This is a genomic window from Mixta gaviniae, from assembly GCF_002953195.1.
GTDB classification, from domain to species: Bacteria; Pseudomonadota; Gammaproteobacteria; order Enterobacterales; family Enterobacteriaceae; genus Mixta; species Mixta gaviniae.
Genome location: NZ_CP026377.1, coordinates 3,977,319 through 4,000,001, shown reverse-complemented (window position 1 = coordinate 4,000,001; position 22,683 = coordinate 3,977,319). Strand labels below are relative to the sequence as shown.

Here is a 22,683-nt window from a genome sequence, read left to right as displayed (position 1 = left end):
ACACCAGTCAATGAAGAAACACTTATCATGGCGACCATTTATACCAATCTGTTATCAGCCAACGTGCTGAAAAATCAGGCAAAGGACGCCCCATCGCTCAGCCAGACCATTGCGCGTCTCTCATCCGGTTTGCGCATTAATAGCGCGAAAGATGACGCCGCCGGTCAGGCCATTTCTAACCGTATGACCGCCAATATCGGCGCCGACACGGTGATCGCGCGCGGTCTGGATGACGGCATCAGCCTGTCGGAGACCGCTGATGGCGGGCTGGATACCATTTCCAGGCTGCTCATCCGCGGCAAGGAGCTGGCGATCCGTTCGGTGAACGACGCCTTATCAGATAGCGATCGACAGAGCCTGCAGGATGAATTCCAGCAGATCAGCGAGACGATCGATCAGATCGCCAGCACCACCGAAATTTTCGGCAAATATCCGCTGGCGTCCGGCGTTACCGATCTGCCGGTAAAGCTGGGCAACGTTTCGCCCGCCACCGGCAAGTTTCCGGTACCGGGCAACAACTATAGCTTTACCTCGGGCATTGTATCGCTGGCCTATGTGCCCGCCGGCGCGACGAACGTTGCGATGCGCATCGATTCCTATTCCTATGACGATGACATTCAGGTTTTCACGCGCGACGGCAAGCATCTGATCGGCACCCCGTTGCAGGGCAGCGATCCCGATTCCACCTGGGTCAGCAAAGGCGTGAACAGCGCGGCGCTGGCTGACAGCAAAGTGATTACGCCGGAGAACGGTTTTCTGCCGGGCGCCAGCTACGATGACTCTCTGCTGGTGCAGGGCGGCAGCAGCTACAACCTGAGCGGCAGCGCGACGCAAAATTATAACGGCATGGCGATCACCTACAGCGGCGACGGCGACCGTTACGAAGATGCCACCACCGGCGGCTTTAACGACGGCACGGTCTCCAGCGCCAATACGCGGGAACATATCGTCATCAATAAAGCCACCGAAGATTTGATCGTGATGGTGGTAGGCAACGGCTCGTTTGCCGCGCGGATGACCTGGGACAACATGCCGACGCCTACCTACACGCCCGTGGATGCTAAGGCGAGCAGCCCGATGCAGGTGGTGACCAGCGCTAACTTCGGCGATACGCTGCAGACCAAAACCATTGAGCCGACCCCCTCCGACACGGCGTCGTTGGGGCTGGCGGCAAGCCGACTGAATCCAAAAGATGAAGCGGAAAAAGCGATGGGCGCGCTGGATAAGGCGCTGCAGACCGTCAGCGGCTACCGGGGCGAATATGGCAGCACCATTAACAGCCTGGAGTCGGCTAAGGCCTCGCTCTCGCAGCAGACTATCGCCACCACGGCGGCGCGCAGCCGTATTATGGATGCCGATTACGCGCTGGAAGCCTCTAACCTGACGAAGCAGCAGATCCTGCAGCAGGCGAGCAACGCGGTGCTGGTGCAGGCGAACCAGCAGCCGCAGATGATGCTCTCGTTGCTGAAAGGCTAAGCTACAGCGTGACGACCCCCACCGCAGCGACAACCGTCAGGATAACGGCGGCGCCGTAAAACCACCATTTGCTGGCGGGAATGGCCCATTTCAGATCGTGCGCGCCATGATGCAGACGATGCAGCGCGCACCACAGCGGCAGAACAATCGCCAGCAAAATCACCCCGCGCCCGATTAATGTCGTGGCGAAATCAAAAATGCGTTGATAGCTTAAGGCATCGGCGGGCCACCAGCCCAGCGGCAGCAGCACGCCGACCAGCAGCACCACCACCGGTGAGAACAACGCTGCCCACATCCCCCGGCGCCAAATAGCCCCCAGAATAGCGGCTCATCCGATCGTTGCGGTTGTTGCGGTTGTTGCATCTTCTCCTCCTTACGCTGCCAACGCCAGCCACAGCGCGCCGAGCGTCACCAGCAGCATTACGATCCACAGGGCGATAATGATGGGCTGCGGCGGCAGCGTTTTCCCTCTCACTATCACTATGGCGGCCTTCGGCGCCAGCTCAAACCAGGTTTTACTGTGCAGCAGCGCCGCCGCCAGCGCGATCAGGTTCAGCAGCAGCGCCAGCGGATGGCGCAGAAAGCTGACGAAGGCGTCCCACTGTTCCGCGCCGCCTTTCAGCGCGTATAGCGCGAAAATCAGCTCCAGACTGAACCAGAGCGCCGGCAGCGCAGTGCCCTCGCGCAGCATATAGAAACGGTAGAAAGCCAGATGGCGCCACCAGCCAGCACTTACCGGCGGCGACCAGGGTTTGCGTTTGCTTATCATCATCAGCTCCTTAGCGCGGTTTCAGCCGGGCGAGAAGATAGTCTTTGGCGCTCGCCACTTTGCCCTGCTGGATCGCCGCGGCGGGATCGACATGCTTCGGGCAGACCTCGGAACAAAAGCCGACAAAGGTGCAGGGCCAGACGCCGTTATCGCCGTTCAGCAGCGACATTCTTTCCGCCTTGCCGCGATCGCGGCTGTCGAGATTGTAGCGATGCGCCAGCGCGATGGCGGCCGGGCCGATAAATTCCGGGTTCAGGCCGAACTGCGGACAGGCGGCATAGCAGAGTCCGCAGTTGATACAGCCCGCAAACTGGTGATAGCGCGCCATCTGCGTTGGCGTCTGCGGATTGGCGCCCTGCGCCGGCACGCGCGGATTGCCGATAATCCAGGGCTTGATCGCCTCCAGGCTTGCGATAAAGCGGCTCATATCGACCACCAGATCGCGCTCTACCGGAAAGTTAGCCAGCGGCGCGACGCGCAGGCCATAGGGGTAATCGCGCAGAAAGGTCTTACAGGCGAGCCTGGGGATATCGTTAACCATCACGCCGCAGGAGCCGCAAATCGCCATACGGCACGACCAGCGCCAGGCGAGATCGTGCGCGAGGTTATCTTTGATATAGCCCAGCGCGTCCAGCAGCGAAGTCTGTTCATCCCAGGGTACCGTGAACTGTTGATCATACGGCGCGCTATCCCGCTCCGGGTGATAGCGCTGCAGCGTCAGGGTAAGGGTTGCGTTAGTCATGAGAAACCTCCTGAGCGGGCGCGGCCTCCGCCTCCGCGCCGTAGAGCCGCTGCGCCGGCGGCAGACGCGTGATCTTCACCGGCGACGTCGTGATGCGCGGCGCGCCGTCGGGGGTGAAGAAGGTCAGGGTGTGATGGAGATAGTGCGCATCGTCGCGCTGTTGGCAGCCCTCATCCAGCCGCTGATGCGCGCCGCGCGACTCTTTGCGGTGCAAAGCGGCGTGCGCCATGCATTCGGCCACGTTCAGGCTATGCTCCAGCTCGAGGCTATAAAGCAGCTCGGTATTGAAAACGCTGCTGCTGTCGCGGATATGCAGGCGCTGGAAACGCTGCTTCAGCGACGCCAGCGTGTCGATGGTCTGCTGCATCAGCGCCGGCGTGCGGTAGATGCCGCAACCTTCCTCCATGCTGCGCCCCATCTCGTCACGCAGCGTTGACCAGCGCTCATCGCCCGGCTGGTTGATGCGCGCCAGCAGACGCCGTTCGACATCCTGCGCCTGCGCCTGCAGCGCGCGCGCGTTGTCGGGACGGCTCGCCTGGGCGCGCGCGGCCGCCTGTTCGCCCGCCAGGCGGCCGAACACTACCAGCTCCGCCAGCGAGTTCGATCCAAGACGGTTAGCGCCGTGCAGGCCGATGGACGCACACTCCCCGGCGGCAAACAGCCCCTGAATCCGCGTTTCGCCGCGCGCGTCGGTTTCGATGCCGCCCATGGTGTAGTGGGCGGTGGGGCGCACCGGAATAGGATCGGTGACCGGATCGACGCCGACGTAGGCCTTGCTCAGTTCGCAGATAAAAGGCAGCCGCTCATGCAGCTTTTGCGCGCCGAGGTGGCGTAAATCGAGATGGACCACATCGCCGCGCGGCGTGGCGAGGGTGCGTCCGGCGCGCCATTCATGCCAGAACGCCTGCGAGACCCTGTCGCGCGGGCCCAGCTCCATATATTTGTTTTTCGGCGCGCCGGGTGGCGTTTCCGGGCCAAGCCCGTAATCCTGCAGATAGCGATAGCCATCCTTATTCACCAGGATGCCACCTTCGCCGCGGCAGCCCTCGGTCATTAAAATGCCGGAGCCGGGCAGGCCGGTAGGGTGATACTGCACGAACTCCATATCGCGCAGCGGCACGCCGTGGCGCAGCGCCATGCCCATGCCGTCGCCGGTCACGATGCTACCGTTGGTGTTGTAGCGGTAGACACGTCCGGCGCCGCCGGTCGCCAGCACCACCGCGCCCGCCCGCAGCGTCACCAGCGTGCCCTCCATCATATTCAGCGCCACCAGCCCGCCGACGCGTCCATCATCCACCAGCAGATCGAGGACGAAATGCTCGTCGAAGCGACGTATCTGCGGATACTTCAGCGAGGTCTGAAACAGGGTATGCAGCATATGGAAGCCGGTTTTATCGGCGGCGAACCAGGTGCGCTCTATTTTCATGCCGCCGAAGCGGCGTACGTTGATGCTGCCGTCCGCTCTGCGGCTCCAGGGGCAGCCCCACTGCTCCATGCGGATCATCTCTTCGGGGCAGTGACGGACGAAATAGTCCACCACATCCTGCTCGCACAGCCAGTCGCCGCCGGCGACGGTATCGTGAAAGTGGGCGTCGAAACTGTCATGCTGCTGGGTGACGGCGGCGGCCCCGCCTTCGGCAGCCACGGTGTGGCTGCGCATCGGATAGACTTTTGACACAAGGGCGATAGATAACGCTGGATGGGCTTCGGCGGCGGCGATAGCCGCCCGCAGACCGGCGCCGCCGGCGCCGACAATCACTAAATCGGCCTGTACGCTTTGCACTTATACCTCCCTGCGAACGCGAAGTAACTCTTTCGGGTTAGCCAGTGTAGGACAGGGCGCGTCGGCCGATTTTGATGTGTTCGATGTTTTCACCGGATAGCCGCAAGGCGATTTACCGGCGCGGTTTTCGCCTTCCGCCACCCGACCGGGAGCGGAAGGCGAAGGGGGATCAGACGGCGTTGACCTTAAATACCCGCATCGCCTGAGCCAGCTGGGCGGCCTGCTCCTGCATCGCCTGCGCCGCTGCCGCAGACTGATTAACCAGCGCGGCATTCTGCTGCGTCACCTGGTCCATCTGGGTGATCGCCGCATTGATCTCATCGATGCCGGTGCTTTGCTCGCTACTGGCGATAGAGATCTCGCCCATAATTTCCGTCACGCTTTTCACGCTGGTCAGCACCTCGTTCATGGTGCTGCCGGCGTTAGCCACCTGACGGCCGCCTTCATCGACTTTATTCACCGAATCTTCGATCAGCTGCGCGATCTCTTTGGCGGCGGAAGCGGAGCGCTGGGCCAGGCTGCGCACTTCAGATGCCACCACCGCGAAGCCGCGGCCCTGCTCGCCGGCACGCGCCGCCTCGACCGCCGCGTTCAGCGCCAGAATATTGGTCTGGAAGGCGATGCCGTCGATCACGCTGATGATATCGACGATTTTGCGCGATGAGCTGCTGATGGCCTCCATGGTCGTGACCACCTGCTTCACCGCATTGCCGCTCTGCACCGCGACGTTTGACGCCAGCGCCGCCAGTTGATTAGCCTGACGGGCGTTATCGGCGTTTTGCTTCACGGTGGAGGTCATCTGCTCCATTGCTGAGGCTGTCTCTTCCAGCGAGCTGGCCTGCTGTTCGGTACGGGAGGAGAGGTCGATATTGCCGGCGGAGATTTCGCTGGAGGCAGTCGCGATCAGGTCGGTGCCGGCGCGCACTTCGGTCACGATTTGCAGCAAATTGTCGTTCATCTTCTTCAGCGCCTGCATCAGCTGGCCCGTTTCATCCGATGAGTCGGCCTTAATAACCGTACGCAGATCGCCGGCCGCCACGTTTTCCGCAATGCTGACGGCGGCGCGCAGCGGCTGCACAATTGAGCGGGTCAGGAAGTAGCCGAGGAGCAGCGCCGCAACAATCGCCAGCGCGGAGAAGATCAGCGTGATATTGATGGCGGTGGTGGCGTCCGCCACCGCGTGCGCGCCTTCACCCTGCAGCTGGGAGGATTGGGAATCGGCAAATTTCACCACGATATCGAGGAAGGCGTTTTGCGCCGGCGTCATTTTACGCAGCGCATAGTCGGCGGCGGCGTCGACGTTGCCCTCGCGGATCAGCGTCAGCAGCTGCTGGCTCGCTGCGGCGAAGCCCTGTGCCGCCTCTTTGACCGCCAGGATTTTTTTCTGGCCGACGGCGGTAGTTTGCAGTCGGGCGATCTGTTCAATCGCTTCGTTGGTTTGCTGCGTCGCCTGCTCAAGCTGGCCAAAACGCTTTTGATTCATTTCGGGACGGGGCGTATCGATCACCATGCCGCGCAGAAATTTAATCTGGTTGTTAACGCCATCGCGCACATCAAACGCCAGCCTGACTTTGATATAGCGATCGTTAACGATATTTTCTACGGCGGTATTAATGTTATTGATTTTAATGACTGCTGTTGCGCTCACAATAATCAGCAGCAGGATGACTAAACTGAATGCTGCGCCCAGTCGAAAACCGACTTTCATATTCTTCACTGACATTATCGTCCTTATCCCTTTGTCTGAAGCAGATCACTATACGGATCTACAAATATCACTTATCCCAGCGCACTCTCCTGGGGATGTGGGGCTTTACGTTATCGTTAGCGGCTGACGCGCTTTTTCAGCAACGGCGCGGCTTACGGCGCCGCTTTGGCGGGGATTGACTCTCCGGCCAGTTTTCGCGCAACGCGTCTTGCTCCATCGGCAGCGCCGGGAAAAACTTGATAAAACAACGTTAAAAATCTGTATGTCGCCGGCCTGCGGTCAGTGAACGTGGCCGGGGCGTCGGTGCGCGGCGCAGGCAGGCGAAAAATACGGCGGTTTTATCCGCGCGGATTTGTCTGCCAACGGCGTTACGAGTAGACTGCATCCCCTTGTTTGACTGAGGAGTAAACCCCATGAGCGAAACGGCAAGCTGGCAGCCGAGCGCACCCATCTCTAACCTGCTGAAACGTGCGAAAATTCTGGCGGAAATCCGTCGTTTCTTCGCCGATCGCGGCGTACTGGAGGTGGAAACCCCGGCGATGAGTCAGGCTACGGTCACCGATATTCATCTGGTGACCTTCCAGACGCGCTTTGTCGGCCCCGGCGCTTCGCAGGGTTTGGATCTGTGGTTGATGACCAGCCCGGAATATCATATGAAACGTCTGCTGGCAGCGGGCAGCGGGCCGATCTATCAGATGGGCCGTAGCTTCCGTAATGAAGAGGCGGGGCGTCACCATAATCCGGAATTCACCATGCTGGAGTGGTATCGTCCGCACTACGATATGTACCGCCTGATGAATGAGGTGGACGATCTGCTGCAGCAGGTGCTGGAGTGCCAGCCGGCGGAATCGCTCTCTTATCAGCAGGCCTTTATCCGCCATCTGGAGGTCGATCCGCTTTCCGCCGATAAAGCGCAGCTGCGCGAAGCGGCAGAGAAACTGGGCGTAGGCGACCTGGCCAACAGGGAAGAGGATCGCGATACGCTGCTGCAGCTGCTGTTTATGCTGGGCGTGGAACCGAAGATCGGCCAGGAGAAGCCGGCCTTTATTTACCACTTCCCGGCGACGCAGGCGGCGCTGGCGGAGATCAGCACCGAAGATCACCGTGTGGCGGAGCGCTTTGAGGTTTACTTTAAAGGCATTGAGCTGGCGAACGGCTTCCGCGAGCTGACCGACGCGCGCGAGCAGCGTCAACGCTTTGAGCAGGATAACCGCCGCCGCGCCGCGCGCGGACTGCCGCAGCAGCCTATCGATACCAACCTGCTGGCCGCGCTGGAACATGGCATGCCGGCCAGCTCCGGCGTCGCGCTGGGGGTGGATCGTCTGGTTATGCTGGCGCTGAAGGCGGAAGCCCTGAGCGAGGTGATCGCCTTCCCGGTCGATCGCTGCTAAAGCGCGGCGATCGCCTTCCCGGTCGATCGCCACGCTCGCTGTTCAACGCGCTCCGTCTGTCGCCGGAGCGCGTTGTCGTTTTCGTCCCTACAGTCCGCCTGACTTAAAGGTGCGCGTGGTCGGCGCGCCGTTGCTGGCGGGCGTCCGCTTCGCGGCGGTCTCCATACGCACCTGGAACGGCGGGAAGGGCATTTCGATATGCTGTTCGCGGAAGCCCTGCAGGATGAGCTGATGCAGCTCATGCCGTAGCGGCATGCGATGGCCCATCTCCGCTGCGTGGATGCGCAGCTCGAACAGCTGAATGCCCTGCTGCAGATCGACCAGGAACACCTCAGGCGGCGGGGTATCCAGCACGTAGCTGCAGCGTTCGCAGGCGTGCCGCAGCAGCGCTGTCACTTGCTCGCTGTCGACCCCGGCCGGCGCCGGCACCGTCAGCACCACGCGCGTTACCGAATCGGAAAGCGACCAGTTAACGAACTGCTCGGTGATGAACGCCTTGTTTGGCACGATAATCTCTTTGCGGTCCCAGTCGGTGATGGTGGTAGCACGCGTGTTGATGCGCGTAATGCTGCCGGTGAGATCGCGGATGGTAACCGTATCGCCGATGCGGATCGGCTTCTCAAACAGAATGATCAGGCCGGAGATAAAGTTGGCGAAGATCTCCTGCAAACCGAACCCCAGCCCCACGCCGAGTGCCGCCACCAGCCACTGCAGTTTCGACCATTCGATGCCGATCATCGAGAAGCCAAGCAGCCCACCGATCAGCAGCAGCAGATATTTGGTTAGCGTGGTGATGGCGTAGCCGGTGCCGGGCGTCAGGCTGAGATGCTGCAGCAGCGCCAGCTCCAGCAGGGCGGGCATATTGCGCACCAGCTGGGTGGTGATGATGAAAATCAGGATAGCGATCAACACCGAGCCGAGGGTGATCGGATGCAGGCTTTCCACCCCCTGTACGGTACTGCTGGCGTCCCACAGCTTGATATTCTCCAGGAAGGCGAAGGCGGAGTGGATCTCTGACCACAGCACAATCACCGAGAGCAGGGCAATCAGCGTCAGGATAGAACGCACCAGCCGCAGTGACTGCGCGCTGATAGCGTCAAGATCGATAACCGGCTCATCGACGTCGACGCCGTCTGCCGTTTGCGCGGTCGTTTCCTCTTCGCCGCGCGCGCGGTGCGCCAGCATATCGGCGCGCCGCTGACGGGCACGATCGAAGGCGATGCGCCGCCGCTGGATCAGCATCCAGCGGCGAATAATGTGGTAGATCACCAGCAGCAGGAACCAGATGGCGACCGACGTCTCCAGACGCGCCAGCAGCGCCTGCGCGGTCGCCAGGTAGCCGGTACAGGAGGCGAGCGCCGCCGCCAGCGGAATACAGATCAGCAGATTCCACAGGATGCGGTTGATCACGTTGTCGCCGCTGCCCTCGTTATCGAGATAGAGCGGGATGCCGGCGCGCTTCAGGCTGACGGTGACCAGGCTCAGCGCGCCGCAGATCAGAATAAAGCAGAGACGCCCCAGAGTAGAGGAGAACTGCCGATCCTCGAGATTGGCAAAGGTAATCAGCAGCATAATCAGCGGCACGATAAAGCCGATGGAGAGCGAATAGTAGCGCATGGCGCGCGCCACCCGCAGCTGCGGCCAGCGGAAGTGAATCACAAAGAGCCCGTTGGGACGGGCGAAGGCGGCGCTGATCATAAACGCCCAGAGCAGCGGCAGCGTGGCGGTCACGCCATCGCCGATCGCTACCGCCACCGGGTAGGGCCAGGCGTGCTGCAGGCCGAAACCGAGCGCGCCCCACAGCACCGGCAGGGGCAGGGCGACCAGAATCGACCAGAAAACGGTACGCAGTGTCAGGGTGAAATGATCCTGCGTCACCTTGCCGACGCGCCCGGCGGCGCGCGCCAGAAACGCATTGTAGTGGCGGCGCGAGCTGATGCTGAAGCCGACCAGCAGCAGCGCGCCCAGAATCGGCAGCACCGTGTCGCGGCTGGTGACCATCATCATCAGCGCGCCGCCCATCTGGCCCAGCGTATCAAGCGACAGCAGCCGGTTCAGATCACGCGCCACATCCAGCGGATAGCTCAGGCTCAGCGGGTTGACGTCGGCGGTCCAGAAAAGATAGCGGTGCGTGGCCTCTTTGATCTCGCCGAGCGCGTCTTCCAGCTGGCTGTTGGCCACTTTCAGCTTGGTCACTTCAAGAATCAAAGTATCGCAGCCGGAAATAAGCGAGCCAAGCAGCTCCCGCTGGGTTTTGATCTGTGCGTCAAGGATGCGGCGCTGCTCGCTGGTCAGCGGCGCGCCATTCTCCTGCTTCAGCTGGCGCAGCTGCTGCTGGCGGCTGAGCAGATCTTCATAGTGCAGACGATGTACGCGCAGCTGGCCCATTTCGCTGTCCAGCTGCTGCGATTTCGGCATCTCCGGCAGGCGCGCCACCTGCGCGCGCAACGCCTCGCCGAGCAGATTAGAGGCGCCAAGCCACTGCGACTGCTCGCGGATCGTGCCAAGCGCCTGGCGAACCTGAATGGTTTGATTGGTGGCCTGACGCTGCTGCGAGGCGATAAGATCGAGACGCTGCGCCTGCTGGTTAAGCGCAGCAGAAAGCTCGCGGTTAACGTGAAACTGCTCGGTGATCGACGGCGGCAGATCGCCGCTGTTCTCCGCCAGCTGCTCAGTGCGCGCCAGCGCCAGCTCCGCTTCACGCTGGCGCAGGCCGTTAAGCTGATTGCGCAGCGCCTGCAGATAGTCGTCCAGCTGCTCCGCTTTTTTCTGATGCACCTCGGCGCGCATCCGCGCCAGCTCCTGCCGGTTATTGGCCGATAGCTGCGCCAGCTCCAGCTCGTCGACCCGCGCCTTCAGCGCCGCCGATTCTGCCTGGCGGGCGTAGATCTGCGCCTGGGCCAGCGCGCCGGAGGCGACTGCCTGGCCCTGTAGCGTGCGATCGCTTTCACTTAGCGCGCGGCGCGCCTCGGTTTGCTGCTGCGGCAGCTGGCCAAGAGAATCGCTGATCTCTCTGGCGCGATCCTGCTCCTGCTGCGCCTGGCGTCCTTCTTCCAGCAGCTGGCTGCTGACCTGCAGGATCTCCTGATCCAGCTCGGCGCTGGTCAGGCCGCCGTGCAGCGTGCGCGGGCTGTCGTTCAGGCTGGCGATCTGCTGGCGCAGCTCGCGCGCCAGTTTAGGGAAATCATCGATCACCTGCTGATACTGCTTCGCCCGCTCCAGCGATTCGTTGCGGGCGTCGATAAAGCTCAGCGCGGATTCCAGCGTTTGCACCAGTTCAGCCTGGGCCGGCGAGGATTTGGCGGATTTCGCCTGCTCCAGCTCCTGGCGCACCTGCGCCGCGTCAGGCGCGCTGGCGGCGTACGCGGGCAGGGTAAAGAAACAGACGAGAATAAAAGAGAGGATCAGGCGCACGGTGACATCTTAATCGTGGTGTAAAACGGTTTCCGCGTCGGTGCGTTGCAGCGCCATAGCCATCGGCTGACCGAGACGGGTTTTGCTTTCCGCTTCCAGGCTTTCCGCAAGCTTAATGCGGCCCGGCGCGAACAGATTGATAACGGTCGAACCCAGCTTGAAGCGGCCCATTTCCTGACCTTTCAGCAGCACCACCGCGCCTTCGGCGTCGGCGCCCGGGAAGCTCCAGCGTTTAATGACGCCTTCGCGCGGCGGCGTAACGGTGCCGGACCAGGCGGTTTCGATGCTGCCGACGATGGTGGCGCCGACCAGAATCTGCGCCATCGGACCAAATTCGGTATCGAAATAGCAGATAACGCGCTCGTTGCGGGCAAACAGGTTAGGGATGTTGCGCGCGGTCAGCGGGTTAACGGAGTAGAGATCGCCCGGCACGTAAATCATTTCGCGCAGGATGCCGTTGCACGGCATATGCACGCGATGGTAGTCGCGCGGCGCCAGGTAGGTGGTAGCGAACTCGCCGTCGCGGAACTGCGCCGCCATCTGACGATCGCCCGCCAGCAGCGCTTCCAGCGAATAGTAGTGGCCTTTCGCCTGAAAAATGGTGTCGCCTTCGATATGGCCCAGCTGGCTGATGGCACCATCCGCCGGCAGGACCAGCAGGTTCGGGTCGGCGTCGATAGGACGCGCTTCGTCGCGCAGCGGGCGCACAAAGAAATCGTTAAAGGTACGGTAGCTGGCGGTATCCGATTTTTGCGCTTCGGACATATCGACGCGATAGAACCAGACAAAAATATCGATCACTGCTTTGGTCAGCCAGCCGGCGCGCTTGCCGGCGGCCCAGCCAGCCGCCTCGGTGAGCCACTTTTTAGGGAGCAGATGATTCAGGCCGAGTTTAATAGAATCCAACACGTTAGCCTCCTGGCTTAATCACACGACGTTGAAGAAAAAGGGGGCGAATTGTAGCAGCGCCAGCCGGTTTAGGCTAACGCGCCGATAATGCCATATTTGCGCTATCAGTCTTCGTCATTACCAAAGTTTTTACGCGTTTTTACCTGCGCCATGCTCTCCAGAATGCGGTGGTAGTTTTCGAAGCGCGTTTCAGCGATCAGCCCATTCTCCACCGCCTCGCGGATCGCGCAGCCGGGATCGTTATCATGCTTGCAGTCGCGGAACTTGCAGCCACCTAAAAATTCACGGAATTCGACAAATCCCTGGGTGACTTGTTCCGGCTCCAGGTGCCAGAGACCGAACTCGCGCACGCCGGGCGAATCGATCACGTCACCGCCGTGCGGAAAGTGGTAAAGACGCGCCGCGGTGGTGGTGTGCTGGCCCAGACCGGAGACGTCGGAAACGTCGTTGGTGAGGATAGTTTGTTCGCTCAGATCCAGGCCCAGCAGCGCATTGAGCAGGCTTGATTTGCCCACCCCTGACTGACCGGCGAAAATGCTGATGCGGTCGGTTAGCGCCGCTTCCAGATCGGCCAGGCCCGCTTTTTCATAGCTGGAGACCATCAGCACGCGATAGCCGATATGGCGGTAGATAGCCATTTGCTGGTCAACAAAGGCGCGGCCCGCCTCATCCAGCAGATCGGTCTTGTTTAGCACCAGCAGCGGCTCGATACCCAACGTTTCGCTCGCCACCAGGTAGCGGTCGATAATGTTCAGCGATAGCTCCGGCACGATGGCGGAGACGATGATGATCTGATCGATATTCGCCGCCACCGGTTTTACGCCGTCGTAGAAGTCGGGGCGCGTTAGCACCGAATGGCGCTCATGCACCGCTTCGACGATGCCTTTTACCGTGGCTCCGCCTTCGACGCCGGGCCGCCACAGCACGCGATCCCCGGTCACCAGCGAGCGGATGGTGCGGCGGATATTGCAGCGGTGAACCTGACCCCCACTATCTTCTACGTCCGCATGCATGCCGAAGCGGCTGATGACGATGCCGTACTGCGCTTCGCCAAACAGGCTGTCATCCGGTTCAGGCTTATCCGCACGCTGTTTGAGACGACGTTCGTGGTTAGCGTTAACGCGACGCTGCTGGCCTTTAGACAGTTTATTTTTACTCACTCTTCCTCACATGCATTCGGACGGTTTCGCCTCGTCGGGCAAAACGTCTATGATACACCCTGGGCTGAAATACGGCGAGCGACGCAACCCGGCTTTGCGCGCCCTGGCCGATTCAGCCGGAAAGACAACCGAGCCAACTGCGGGATAAACCATGAGCGGAAATGAAAACAATCTTATCTGGATCGATCTGGAAATGACCGGCCTCGATCCGGAGCGCGATCGCATTATTGAAATTGCGACGCTGGTAACGGACGCCAACCTGAATATTCTGGCGGAAGGCCCGGTGCTGGCGGTGCATCAGTCCGCTGAGCAGCTGGCGCTGATGGATGAGTGGAACGTACGCACCCATACCAACAGCGGGCTGGTAGAGCGCGTGAAGGCCAGCCAGTATGATGACCGTGCCGCCGAGCTGGCGACGCTGGAATTTCTGAAAAAGTGGGTGCCCGCTAACGCCTCGCCAATTTGCGGCAACAGCATCGGCCAGGATCGCCGCTTCCTGTTTAAATATATGCCGGAGCTGGAGAGCTATTTCCACTATCGCTATCTGGATGTCAGTACGTTAAAAGAGCTGGCGCGCCGCTGGAAGCCGGATATCCTTGCCGGCTTTAAAAAGGCGGGCACCCACCAGGCGCTGGATGATATCCGCGAGTCGGTGGCGGAGCTGGCTTACTACCGCAGCCACTTCTTGCAGCTGTAGTTGACGGGCGGATCGGCTAAAAAAACGCCATTCCGCCGCTTAAATCAGCAAATGCATCGAAAGCGCAAATTTTTGCCCTCAAGGGCTTGCAGGGCAAAAGTTTTCTCGTATAATGCGCTCCCCGTACCGATGAAGAATTTTAATCGGCTACGATTGCGGGAATAGCTCAGTTGGTAGAGCACGACCTTGCCAAGGTCGGGGTCGCGAGTTCGAGTCTCGTTTCCCGCTCCAAAATTTATGCAGTACCCGGTAACGCCCTGCGGGAATAGCTCAGTTGGTAGAGCACGACCTTGCCAAGGTCGGGGTCGCGAGTTCGAGTCTCGTTTCCCGCTCCAAATTTTTGCGGTAACCGGTAATACCCCTGCGGGAATAGCTCAGTTGGTAGAGCACGACCTTGCCAAGGTCGGGGTCGCGAGTTCGAGTCTCGTTTCCCGCTCCAAATTCTTCGATTTACCTACGTCATTGCGGGAATAGCTCAGTTGGTAGAGCACGACCTTGCCAAGGTCGGGGTCGCGAGTTCGAGTCTCGTTTCCCGCTCCAAATTTCATGACCACATCATAATTATCCACAGCGGCAACGCCCGCCTGATGCGCCCAATACGCATTAAGTCAAATCTGTTTAAACAGACTTATCCACAGGTCGCGATTCTTGCTGACTGCTCTTGCCGGATATTATTTGCTTACATTCTTTGTGTAATGTATTGAAATATATAACTATGATGATATTTCAATTTGTTATCTTTGTCGCTTGCGCTTCTTGTGTCAGTTGAATGACAACGCTTTTTTATTTTTATGCACAGCGTGTGGAAAAGTTCAGCGGCGGCGGGCAGGCGATTATCTAAGCAGCTCAGGCGTCGCGCGGTAAACCTTTCTCCACAGCGCGCACCAGGCGTTTTTGCTGAGGGCGCTGCACCTCGATGGCATTTTCCGCCCGTCGTCTCTTCTGCTGCGCTATCGCCCATTCGATATGTTCATCCAGCATAGCGTTCTCGCCCAGCCGACGGCTCAGCACGGCAATATGTGCCTCATCCCAGGGGGCGTTGCCCAGTGCGACCGCCACGTTGCGCAGCCAGCGCAAATGGCCGATACGCCGAATAGCCGATCCCTCGGTAATACGCAGAAACTTCGCTTCGTCCCAGAGAAACAGCTCCGTCAGCGGCGGGGCGTGCAGGGCGGCGCGCGGCGAAAAATCGTCTTCGTCCGTCAGCTGGCCGAAACGGTTCCATGGACAGATCAGCTGGCAGTCGTCACAGCCGTAGATGCGGTTGCCGATCAGCGGCCGAAAAGCTTCCGGTATCGCCCCCTCCAGCTCAATGGTCAGATAGGAGATGCAGCGGCGCGCATCCACGACGTAAGGTTCGACGATGGCGCCGGTTGGGCAGGTGGTGATGCAGGCGACGCAACGGCCGCACTGTTCTTCCTGTGGCTTATCGACCGGCAGTGGCAGGTTGATTAACAGCTCACCGAGAAAAAACCAGGAGCCCGCTTCGCGGTTGAGGATAAGTGAGTGCTTACCAGTCCAGCCAAGTCCCGCCCTGGCCGCCAGCGGCCGCTCCAGCAGCGGTGCGGAATCGACAAACGGGCGAAAATTCGCCGTTTCGCAGCGTTCGCGGATCAAATCGCCGAGCTTTTTCAGGCGATTGCGCAATACTTTGTGGTAGTCGCGACCTAAAGCGTAGCGGCTGACGTAACCCAGACGGGGATTTTTTAGCGTGCTGGCAAAGGCGGCTTTCGCCGGCAGGTAGTTCATCCGCACGCTAATTACGCGCAGGGTGCCAGGCAGCAGTTCATGCGGGCGGGCGCGCATCATGCCATGCCGCGCCATCCACTCCATTTCGCCATGATATTGCTTATCCAGCCAGGCCTGCAGACGCGGCTCTTCTGCGCTGAGATCGGTATCGCAGATGCCGACCTGCTGAAAGCCGAGCGACAATCCCCACTGTTTTATATCCTGAGCAAGCTGTTGAAGATCGAGAGGGTGTGACATGAGTGATAGTACCGAGAAGGAAAACGCCCGCAGTTTACCACACTCTGTCTGGCCTGCGCAGGCGCTGCATCGCCTGGAAACCGAAGGCGCGGACAGCTTAGGCATGACCTTGTATGAGCTGATGCTGCGCGCGGGCGGCGCCGCCTTCGACCTGATGCGCAGGCAATGGCCACAGGCGCAGCACTGGCTGATCCTGTGTGGCCACGGCAATAACGGCGGCGACGGCTACGTCGTGGCGCGGCTGGCGCAGGCGGCGGGATTTCAGGTTACGCTGCTGGCGTGCGACAGTGAGCGCCCGCTGCCGGAAGAGGCGCAGGCGGCGCGCGATGCCTGGCTGGCGGCAGGCGGCGAAGTGCATGACGCGCAGGCCAGCTGGCCGGAGCAGGTGGATATTATTGTCGATGCCCTGCTGGGCACCGGCCTGAACCGTGCGCCGGCGGAAAGCTACGCACGGCTGATTGAGAAGGCGAACCGGCATACGGCGCCGGTTTTCGCCATTGATATGCCTTCCGGGCTGGTAGCCGCCAACGGCACCGCGCCCGGCGCAGTTATCGAGGCGGCCGCCACGCTGGCGCTGATTGCCATCAAGCCGGGGCAGGTGACCGGCAAAGCGCGTGACTATGTCGGCCAGCTGCACTATCACGGGCTGGGCCTGGAGCCGTGGCTTAATGGCCAGCAGGCACCGATGGCGCGTTATGACGCTCAGGCGCTGACCCGCTGGCTGCGGCCGCGTCGCGCCACCGCCCATAAGGGCGATCAGGGCCGCCTGCTGGTGGTGGGTGGCGATCGCGGCACCGCCGGCGCGATACGCATGACGGCGGAAGCGGCGCTGCGCGCCGGCGCAGGTCTGGTGCGAGCGCTTACTCACAAAGATAATATTGTGCCGATCCTCGCCGCGCGTCCGGAGATTATGGTGGACGAACTAACCGACGAGGCGCTGCAGCAGGCAATGGAGTGGGCCGATGTTATCGTTATCGGGCCGGGCCTCGGACAGCAGGAATGGGGCAAAAACGCGTTACGGCGGGTAGAAAACTCTCAGAAACCGATGCTGTGGGATGCTGATGCGCTTAACCTGCTGGCATTCAATCCCGATAAACGTCAGAATCGCATCATTACGCCCCATCCCGGCGAAGCGGCACGGCTATTGAACGTGTCGACGACGGAAATTGAGAGTGATCGCTTACTTGCAGCAAAGCGCCTGGTGAAACGCTATGGCGGCGTAGTGGTGCTAAAAGGCGCCGGTACGCTGATCGCCAGCGAAAGCGGCGAAATGGCCTTTGCCGACGTCGGTAATGCGGGTATGGCGTCGGGCGGTATGGGCGACGTGCTGTCAGGCATCATCGGCGCGTTGTGCGGCCAGAAGCTGACGCTGTATGATGCTGCCTGTGCGGGCTGTGTGGTACATGGCGCGGCGGCGGATGCGGTAGCGGCGCGCTTTGGCACGCGCGGGATGCTGGCGACCGATCTGTTCTCCGCGCTGTTTCGATTTGTTAATCCTGAGATGTTAAACAATAAAGCATGAATACCTGTGTTATCGCATTGCCTGACGAGGCGGCAACCCTCGCTCTGGGCGCTCAACTTGCCCGCGCCTGCGACAGCGCGGTGGTCATCTATCTCTACGGCGATTTAGGGGCGGGGAAAACCACCTTCAGCCGCGGCTTCCTGCAGGCGCTGGGGCATCAGGGCAACGTGAAAAGCCCGACCTACACGCTGGTAGAGCCTTATCAGCAGCTGGCGCGGCCCGTTTATCATTTTGACCTCTATCGGCTGGCCGATCCGGAAGAACTGGAGTTTATGGGGATCCGCGACTATTTCGCCGGCGACGCCGTCTGCCTGGTGGAGTGGCCACAGCAGGGAACGGGCGTGCTGCCTGAGCCCGACCTGTCGCTGACCCTGAGCTATATCGGCCAGGCGCGCGAGGCGAAGCTGGAAGCGCATTCGCCGCTGGGCGAACGGCTGGCCGCGCTGGCGCTGAAGAAGAAGGACTCCGCATAATGGCGCGCATCAAGGTGATGCTGTTGATGCTGCTCTGCCTGTTCGCCTCGGCTTCGCCGGCGGCCAGTTTGTCCGATATTCAGGTGTCGAACGGCAACAGCCAGGCGACGGTGACGCTGAGCTTTAACGGTCAGCCCATCTACGCCTTTTTCCCGCTGCGCAACCCCGATCGCGTGGTGCTGGATATCCGTCAGTCCGGCGTTATTCAGGGCCTGCCGCTGAACTTCAGCGGCGATAACCTGGTGAAACGCATTCGTACCAGCCAGCCGAAAGATGCCCAGAGCATCCGGCTGGTATTGGAGCTGACCCAGTCCGGCAAAACGCGCGCGGTAACGCAGCGCAACGGCGATAGCTATAAAGTGGTGTTTACCATTACCGCCAGGCAGGGCGCCGTGTCGCGCACGCCGGTCAACACCGCGAGCAGCCGTCCGCAGCCAACCACGCCGGCGCATAACCCTTTTGACGGCGACAAAGTCACCACGGTAACCAATAGCAACAGCCGTATCGCGCCGGGCCAGAGCAACAGCAGCGCTAACGATACGGTGATTGTCGCCATTGACGCCGGCCACGGCGGCCAGGATCCGGGTGCCATCGGCATGAACGGCCTGAAAGAGAAAAATGTCACCATCGCCATCGCCCGCAAGCTGAAGGCGATGCTTAACGATGATCCGATGTTTAAAGGCGTGCTGACGCGCGACGGTGACTATTTTATTTCGGTGATGGGACGCTCTGACGTGGCGCGTAAGCAGAACGCTAACGTGCTGGTCTCTATCCACGCCGACGCCGCGCCGAACCGCAGCGCGCGCGGTGCGTCAGTCTGGGTGCTGTCCAACCGCCGCGCCAACAGCGAAATGGCAAACTGGCTGGAGCAGCATGAGAAACAGTCGGAACTGCTGGGAGGCGCGGGCGATCTGCTGGCCAACAGCCAGGCGGATCCCTATCTGAGCCAGGCGGTACTGGATTTGCAGTTCGGCCACTCTCAGCGTGTCGGCTATGATGTGGCGGTTAAGGTGATTCAGCAGCTGCAGCAGGTCGGCTCGCTGCACAAGCGGCGGCCGGAGCATGCCAGCCTGGGCGTGTTGCGTTCGCCCGATATTCCTTCGCTGCTGGTGGAAACGGGCTTTATCAGTAATCCTTCGGAGGAGCGGCTGCTGGGCAGCAGCGCGTATCAGGAGAAGATTGCCGGGTCGATTTATCGCGGCCTGCGCAGCTACTTCCTGACGCATCCGTTGCAATCCGTCCCAAAGCAGGAAAACCGACCGTTGCCATCCGCAACGGCGGTTGAAGTCGAAGCCAACCGTTCCAGCGCCCCGGTGGCCTATACCGGGCCGGTGAAGCGTCATGTGGTGAAGCGCGGCGAAACGCTGTCGGGCATCGCCGCGCAGTATGGCGTTTCCATGACCACGCTGACGCAGCTGAACCGGCTGAAAAAGCAGAGCGTTTGGGTGGGACAGCGGCTGAAAGTGCCGGCAGGCGGCGCGGCCACCGCGTCAGCCACCTCCAGCCGCCGCCCGCTGCGTCATAAAGTGGTGCGCGGCGATTCGCTGACCGCCATTGCGGTGCATTACGGCGTCAGCGCGCAGGCTATCATGCAGGCCAATAATATGAAGTCGAGCAATGTAATGCTCGGACAAACGTTAAAAATTCCCGCCTCCTGACAGCGGCGGGCCGGTTAGCGGCCCGCCGCCGCCACGCAGAGTGACCCGTTGTTTCACGCCAGATTGAGGATAGCGCGCCATGCCGATTCAGATCCTGCCGCCACAGTTAGCCAACCAGATCGCCGCCGGTGAAGTGGTCGAGCGGCCGGCGTCGGTCGTCAAGGAGCTGGTGGAAAACAGCCTCGATGCCGGCGCCACGCGCATCGATATCGATATTGAAAAGGGCGGCGCAAAGCTAATCCGCATTCGCGATAACGGCTGCGGTATCAACAAAGCGGAGCTGGCGATGGCGCTGGCGCGCCACGCTACCAGTAAAATCACCTCGCTGGACGATCTGGAAGCGATCGTCAGCCTCGGGTTTCGCGGCGAGGCGCTGGCCAGCATCAGCTCCGTATCGCGCCTGACGCTGACCTCGCGCACCGCTGAGCAGCAGGAGGCCTGGCAGGCTTATGCGGAAGGGCGCGATATGACGGTGACGGTCAAGCCCGCCGCGCATCCGCCCGGCACTACGCTGGAGGTGCTGGATCTCTTTTACAACACGCCCGCGCGTCGCAAGTTCCTGCGAACCGAAAAGACCGAGTTCGCCCATATCGATGAGGTAGTGCGGCGTATCGCGCTGGCGCGTTTCGATATCGCTATCTCTCTGACCCATAACGGTAAGCTGGTGCGTCAGTACCGCGCCGCCGCGCAGGAGAGCCAGCAGCTACGCCGTCTGGGCGCCATCTGCGGCGCGACCTTTATGGAACATGCGCTGAAGATTGAATGGCAGCATGGCGATCTGGCGCTGCGCGGCTGGGTGGCCGATCCCGCCGGCGCACGTCAGGTCAGCGATTTACAGTATTGCTACGTCAACGGCCGTATGATGCGCGATAGGCTGATCAATCACGCTATCCGCCAGGCTTATCAGGAGAAGCTGGGCGGCGATCACCAGCCCGCCTATGTGCTTTACCTGCATATCGATCCGCATCAGGTCGATGTCAATGTGCATCCGGCGAAGCATGAAGTGCGTTTCCATCAGTCGCGGCTGGTGCATGATTTTATCTATCAGGGCGTGATCAGCGTGCTGCAGGAGAGCGGCGCGGAAAGCCTGCCGCTCTCCTCTGAGCAGGCGGCGCCGCGCTGGCAGCCGGAAAATCGTCCGGCGGCGGGCGGCAATCATTTCTCCAGCCCGCCACCGGCGTCCGTCGCGCCATCAGCCGCCGCTGAGCCGCCGATACGCCAGCCGTCAGAGGGCGCGCCGCGCCAGCCGTCAGAGGGCACGCCGCGTCAGCCGTCAGAGGCTGCGCCGCGCGCCAGCGCAGGCAGCCGCGCGACCGCGCCGGCAGGCTGGCCACAGCAGCAGCCCGGCTATCAAAAACGGGAGGGCGCGCTTTATCAGCAGCTGCTGCAAACGCCAACACCGACGCCGAACAAGCAGGCGCCGCCACGCACGCAGGAGGCCGTCGCCGAGACGCCGCTACGCGGCCATAGCCAAAGCCTGGGGCGGGTCCTGACGGTACTGCGCGACAGCTATGCGGTGGTGGAGCGCGGCGGCGGGCTGGCGCTGATCGCCTTAGCCGTGGCGTCGCGCTGGCTGCGTCAGGCGCAGCTGGAGCCGGGCGAGGAGGGGCTAAAGCCTCAGCCGCTGCTGATCCCGGTCAGACTCAAGCTGGCGCAGGCGGAGCGGCAGGCGATGCAGCAACATGCCGGGCTGCTGCGCCTGTTGGGCATTGATTTGCAAAGCGATGGGCAGCATGTGACGCTACGCGCGGTGCCTTTACCATTGCGCCAACAAAATTTACAAAACTTGATTCCAGAACTGTTAGGCTATCTCGCCCGTCAGCAGGAAATTTCGCCGACGTTGCTGGCCCAATGGCTGGCGCGCCAGGCTGAGGTAGAGCATACGCACTGGAATCACTCACAGGCGATAGCGCTGCTGGCGGATGTCGAACGGCTCTGTCCGGCGCTGTTGAAATCGCCACCTCCGGGTTTATTACAACCGATCGACACAGAAAAGGCATTAAACGCCCTGAAGCATGAGTGAAAGCAAAATGGCGGGCCGGCCTAAGGCGATTTTTTTGATGGGGCCTACAGCCTCCGGCAAAACGGCGCTGGCGATTTCGCTGCGTAAAAAGCTGCCGGTAGAGTTGATAAGCGTTGATTCAGCCCTTATTTATCGCGGTATGGATATTGGCACCGCCAAGCCGTCCGCGGAAGAGCTGGCGCAGGCACCCCATCGCCTGCTGGACATTCGCGATCCGTCGGAAGCTTATTCGGCAGCCGACTTCCGTCGCGATGCGCTGGCGGAAATGGCGGAGATTACCTCAAAAGGGCGAATTCCGTTGCTTGTTGGTGGAACCATGCTCTATTTCAAAGCGCTGCTGGAAGGATTGTCGCCGTTGCCCTCGGCCGATCCGGAGGTGCGCGAACGGATAGAGCAAACGGCGCGTGAACAGGGATGGGAAGCTCTGCACCGTCAATTATGTGAAATTGATCCCATTGCTGGCGCTCGTATTCATCCGAATGATCCCCAGAGACTCTCGCGGGCACTGGAAGTTTTTTTTATTTCGGGTAAAACTTTAACAGAACTGACGAAAACCGCGGGTGAGGCATTGCCTTACGATGTCATTCAGTTCGCTATCGCTCCGGCGAGCCGTGAATTGTTGCATCAGCGTATTGCGTTGCGTTTTGAACAGATGCTGGCTTCAGGTTTTGAAGCCGAAGCGCGCGCGCTGTTTGCAAGGGGAGATTTGCATACGGATTTGCCTTCCATTCGTTGTGTGGGATATCGCCAGATGTGGTCTTACCTTGAAGGCGAGATCGATTACAACGAAATGGTTTATCGGGGAATTTGCGCGACCCGGCAACTCGCCAAGCGCCAGATCACCTGGCTACGCGGCTGGCAGAATGTTCACTGGCTTGACAGCGATCATCCGGACCAGGCGCTTAACAAGGTATTACAGGTTCTTGGTGCGAACCTTGGGTGAATGTGTACAATTGATCCGTTATCGTGCGC

16 protein-coding genes, 4 tRNA genes and 1 pseudogene are annotated in these 22,683 nt (G+C 60.8%); 12 read left to right on the top strand and 9 right to left on the bottom strand.

Features of this window, described 5'->3' with window-relative positions:
• The first annotated feature begins 27 nt into the window (after positions 1–27).
• Positions 28–1,476 carry a flagellin N-terminal helical domain-containing protein gene (locus tag C2E15_RS18735; RefSeq protein WP_104958710.1) on the top strand — a complete coding sequence of 483 codons (1,449 nt, stop codon included), beginning with the start codon at positions 28–30 and terminating at the stop codon, positions 1,474–1,476.
• 1 nt (position 1,477) lies between these two features.
• On the opposite strand, the pseudogene frdD reads toward C2E15_RS18735, so the two are convergent.
• From frdD to C2E15_RS18710, 5 genes and pseudogenes are all read right to left on the bottom strand, one after another.
• Positions 1,478–1,839, bottom strand: a pseudogene (frdD, locus tag C2E15_RS18730) (fumarate reductase subunit FrdD).
• Between the two features lie 10 nt (positions 1,840–1,849).
• Entirely contained in the window at positions 1,850–2,245 is a 396-nt protein-coding gene (gene frdC / locus C2E15_RS18725) for a fumarate reductase subunit FrdC (protein WP_104958709.1), read from the bottom strand.
• Positions 2,246–2,255: 10 nt separating this feature from the next.
• Positions 2,256–2,987, bottom strand: a complete 732-nt coding sequence (locus tag C2E15_RS18720; protein WP_104958708.1) for a succinate dehydrogenase/fumarate reductase iron-sulfur subunit — start codon at positions 2,985–2,987, stop codon at positions 2,256–2,258.
• Entirely contained in the window at positions 2,980–4,770 is a 1,791-nt protein-coding gene (gene frdA / locus C2E15_RS18715) for a fumarate reductase (quinol) flavoprotein subunit (RefSeq protein WP_104958707.1), read from the bottom strand. The genes C2E15_RS18720 and frdA overlap by 8 nt, the downstream gene beginning before the upstream one ends.
• Positions 4,771–4,939: 169 nt before the next feature.
• Positions 4,940–6,496 (bottom strand): methyl-accepting chemotaxis protein, encoded by a 1,557-nt coding sequence (locus C2E15_RS18710; protein WP_104958706.1) that lies wholly within the window; start codon positions 6,494–6,496, stop codon positions 4,940–4,942.
• Between the two features lie 395 nt (positions 6,497–6,891).
• Here C2E15_RS18710 and epmA point away from each other — a divergent pair, with 395 nt between their 5' ends.
• Positions 6,892–7,869, top strand: a complete 978-nt coding sequence (gene epmA / locus C2E15_RS18705) for an elongation factor P--(R)-beta-lysine ligase (RefSeq protein ID WP_104958705.1) — start codon at positions 6,892–6,894, stop codon at positions 7,867–7,869.
• Between the two features lie 87 nt (positions 7,870–7,956).
• Here the strand turns inward: epmA and mscM are convergent, their stop codons facing one another.
• The 3 genes from mscM to rsgA all read right to left on the bottom strand — a co-directional run bounded on the left by mscM (position 7,957) and on the right by rsgA (position 13,352).
• Positions 7,957–11,283, bottom strand: a complete 3,327-nt coding sequence (mscM, locus tag C2E15_RS18700) for a miniconductance mechanosensitive channel MscM (protein WP_104958704.1) — start codon at positions 11,281–11,283, stop codon at positions 7,957–7,959.
• Between the two features lie 9 nt (positions 11,284–11,292).
• Positions 11,293–12,192, bottom strand: coding sequence for an archaetidylserine decarboxylase (asd, locus tag C2E15_RS18695; protein ID WP_104958703.1), 900 nt, complete (start codon positions 12,190–12,192; stop codon positions 11,293–11,295).
• Between the two features lie 104 nt (positions 12,193–12,296).
• A complete protein-coding gene (rsgA, locus tag C2E15_RS18690) occupies positions 12,297–13,352 on the bottom strand; it encodes a small ribosomal subunit biogenesis GTPase RsgA (RefSeq protein WP_104958702.1) in 1,056 nt (351 codons plus the stop codon).
• Between the two features lie 151 nt (positions 13,353–13,503).
• On the opposite strand from rsgA, the gene orn reads away from it, so the two are divergent.
• The 5 genes from orn to C2E15_RS18665 all read left to right on the top strand — a co-directional run bounded on the left by orn (position 13,504) and on the right by C2E15_RS18665 (position 14,589).
• On the top strand, positions 13,504–14,049 hold the full coding sequence (gene orn / locus C2E15_RS18685) for an oligoribonuclease (protein WP_104958701.1): 546 nt from the start codon (positions 13,504–13,506) through the stop codon (positions 14,047–14,049).
• Positions 14,050–14,204: 155 nt separating this feature from the next.
• Positions 14,205–14,280 (top strand) — tRNA-Gly (locus C2E15_RS18680).
• A gap of 28 nt (positions 14,281–14,308) precedes the next feature.
• Positions 14,309–14,384: transfer RNA gene (locus C2E15_RS18675), tRNA-Gly, on the top strand.
• 28 nt (positions 14,385–14,412) lie between these two features.
• Positions 14,413–14,488: transfer RNA gene (locus C2E15_RS18670), tRNA-Gly, on the top strand.
• A gap of 25 nt (positions 14,489–14,513) precedes the next feature.
• Positions 14,514–14,589, top strand: a tRNA-Gly gene (locus C2E15_RS18665).
• Between the two features lie 306 nt (positions 14,590–14,895).
• Here the strand turns inward: C2E15_RS18665 and queG are convergent.
• A complete protein-coding gene (gene queG, locus C2E15_RS18660) occupies positions 14,896–16,035 on the bottom strand; it encodes a tRNA epoxyqueuosine(34) reductase QueG (RefSeq protein ID WP_104958700.1) in 1,140 nt (379 codons plus the stop codon).
• Here queG and nnr point away from each other — a divergent pair.
• From nnr to miaA, 5 genes are all read left to right on the top strand, one after another.
• Positions 16,034–17,557, top strand: coding sequence for a bifunctional ADP-dependent NAD(P)H-hydrate dehydratase/NAD(P)H-hydrate epimerase (gene nnr, locus C2E15_RS18655; protein WP_104958699.1), 1,524 nt, complete (start codon positions 16,034–16,036; stop codon positions 17,555–17,557). The genes queG and nnr overlap by 2 nt on opposite strands.
• On the top strand, positions 17,554–18,030 hold the full coding sequence (tsaE, locus tag C2E15_RS18650; protein WP_104958698.1) for a tRNA (adenosine(37)-N6)-threonylcarbamoyltransferase complex ATPase subunit type 1 TsaE: 477 nt from the start codon (positions 17,554–17,556) through the stop codon (positions 18,028–18,030). The genes nnr and tsaE overlap by 4 nt, the downstream gene beginning before the upstream one ends.
• Complete coding sequence (gene amiB / locus C2E15_RS18645; RefSeq protein WP_104958697.1) at positions 18,027–19,688, top strand: N-acetylmuramoyl-L-alanine amidase AmiB; 1,662 nt, start codon at positions 18,027–18,029, stop codon at positions 19,686–19,688. Before tsaE ends, amiB begins: the two co-directional genes overlap by 4 nt.
• 79 nt (positions 19,689–19,767) lie before the next feature.
• Positions 19,768–21,711 (top strand): DNA mismatch repair endonuclease MutL, encoded by a 1,944-nt coding sequence (gene mutL / locus C2E15_RS18640; protein WP_104958696.1) that lies wholly within the window; start codon positions 19,768–19,770, stop codon positions 21,709–21,711.
• Complete coding sequence (gene miaA / locus C2E15_RS18635) at positions 21,704–22,654, top strand: tRNA (adenosine(37)-N6)-dimethylallyltransferase MiaA (RefSeq protein WP_104958695.1); 951 nt, start codon at positions 21,704–21,706, stop codon at positions 22,652–22,654. The genes mutL and miaA overlap by 8 nt, the downstream gene beginning before the upstream one ends.
• Positions 22,655–22,683: the final 29 nt, after the last annotated feature.

Bases quoted from the DNA above. Each gene is read 5' to 3' on its own strand.
- C2E15_RS18735 (WP_104958710.1), top strand. From the start codon at position 28: ATGGCGACCATTTATACCAATCTGTTATCAGCCAACGTGCTGAAAAAT.
- frdC (WP_104958709.1), bottom strand. From the start codon at position 2,245: ATGATAAGCAAACGCAAACCCTGGTCGCCGCCGGTAAGTGCTGGCTGG.
- C2E15_RS18720 (WP_104958708.1), bottom strand. From the start codon at position 2,987: ATGACTAACGCAACCCTTACCCTGACGCTGCAGCGCTATCACCCGGAG.
- epmA (WP_104958705.1), top strand. From the start codon at position 6,892: ATGAGCGAAACGGCAAGCTGGCAGCCGAGCGCACCCATCTCTAACCTG.
- orn (WP_104958701.1), top strand. From the start codon at position 13,504: ATGAGCGGAAATGAAAACAATCTTATCTGGATCGATCTGGAAATGACC.
- nnr (WP_104958699.1), top strand. From the start codon at position 16,034: ATGAGTGATAGTACCGAGAAGGAAAACGCCCGCAGTTTACCACACTCT.
- queG (WP_104958700.1), bottom strand. From the start codon at position 16,035: ATGTCACACCCTCTCGATCTTCAACAGCTTGCTCAGGATATAAAACAG.
- tsaE (WP_104958698.1), top strand. From the start codon at position 17,554: ATGAATACCTGTGTTATCGCATTGCCTGACGAGGCGGCAACCCTCGCT.
- mutL (WP_104958696.1), top strand. From the start codon at position 19,768: ATGCCGATTCAGATCCTGCCGCCACAGTTAGCCAACCAGATCGCCGCC.
- miaA (WP_104958695.1), top strand. From the start codon at position 21,704: ATGAGTGAAAGCAAAATGGCGGGCCGGCCTAAGGCGATTTTTTTGATG.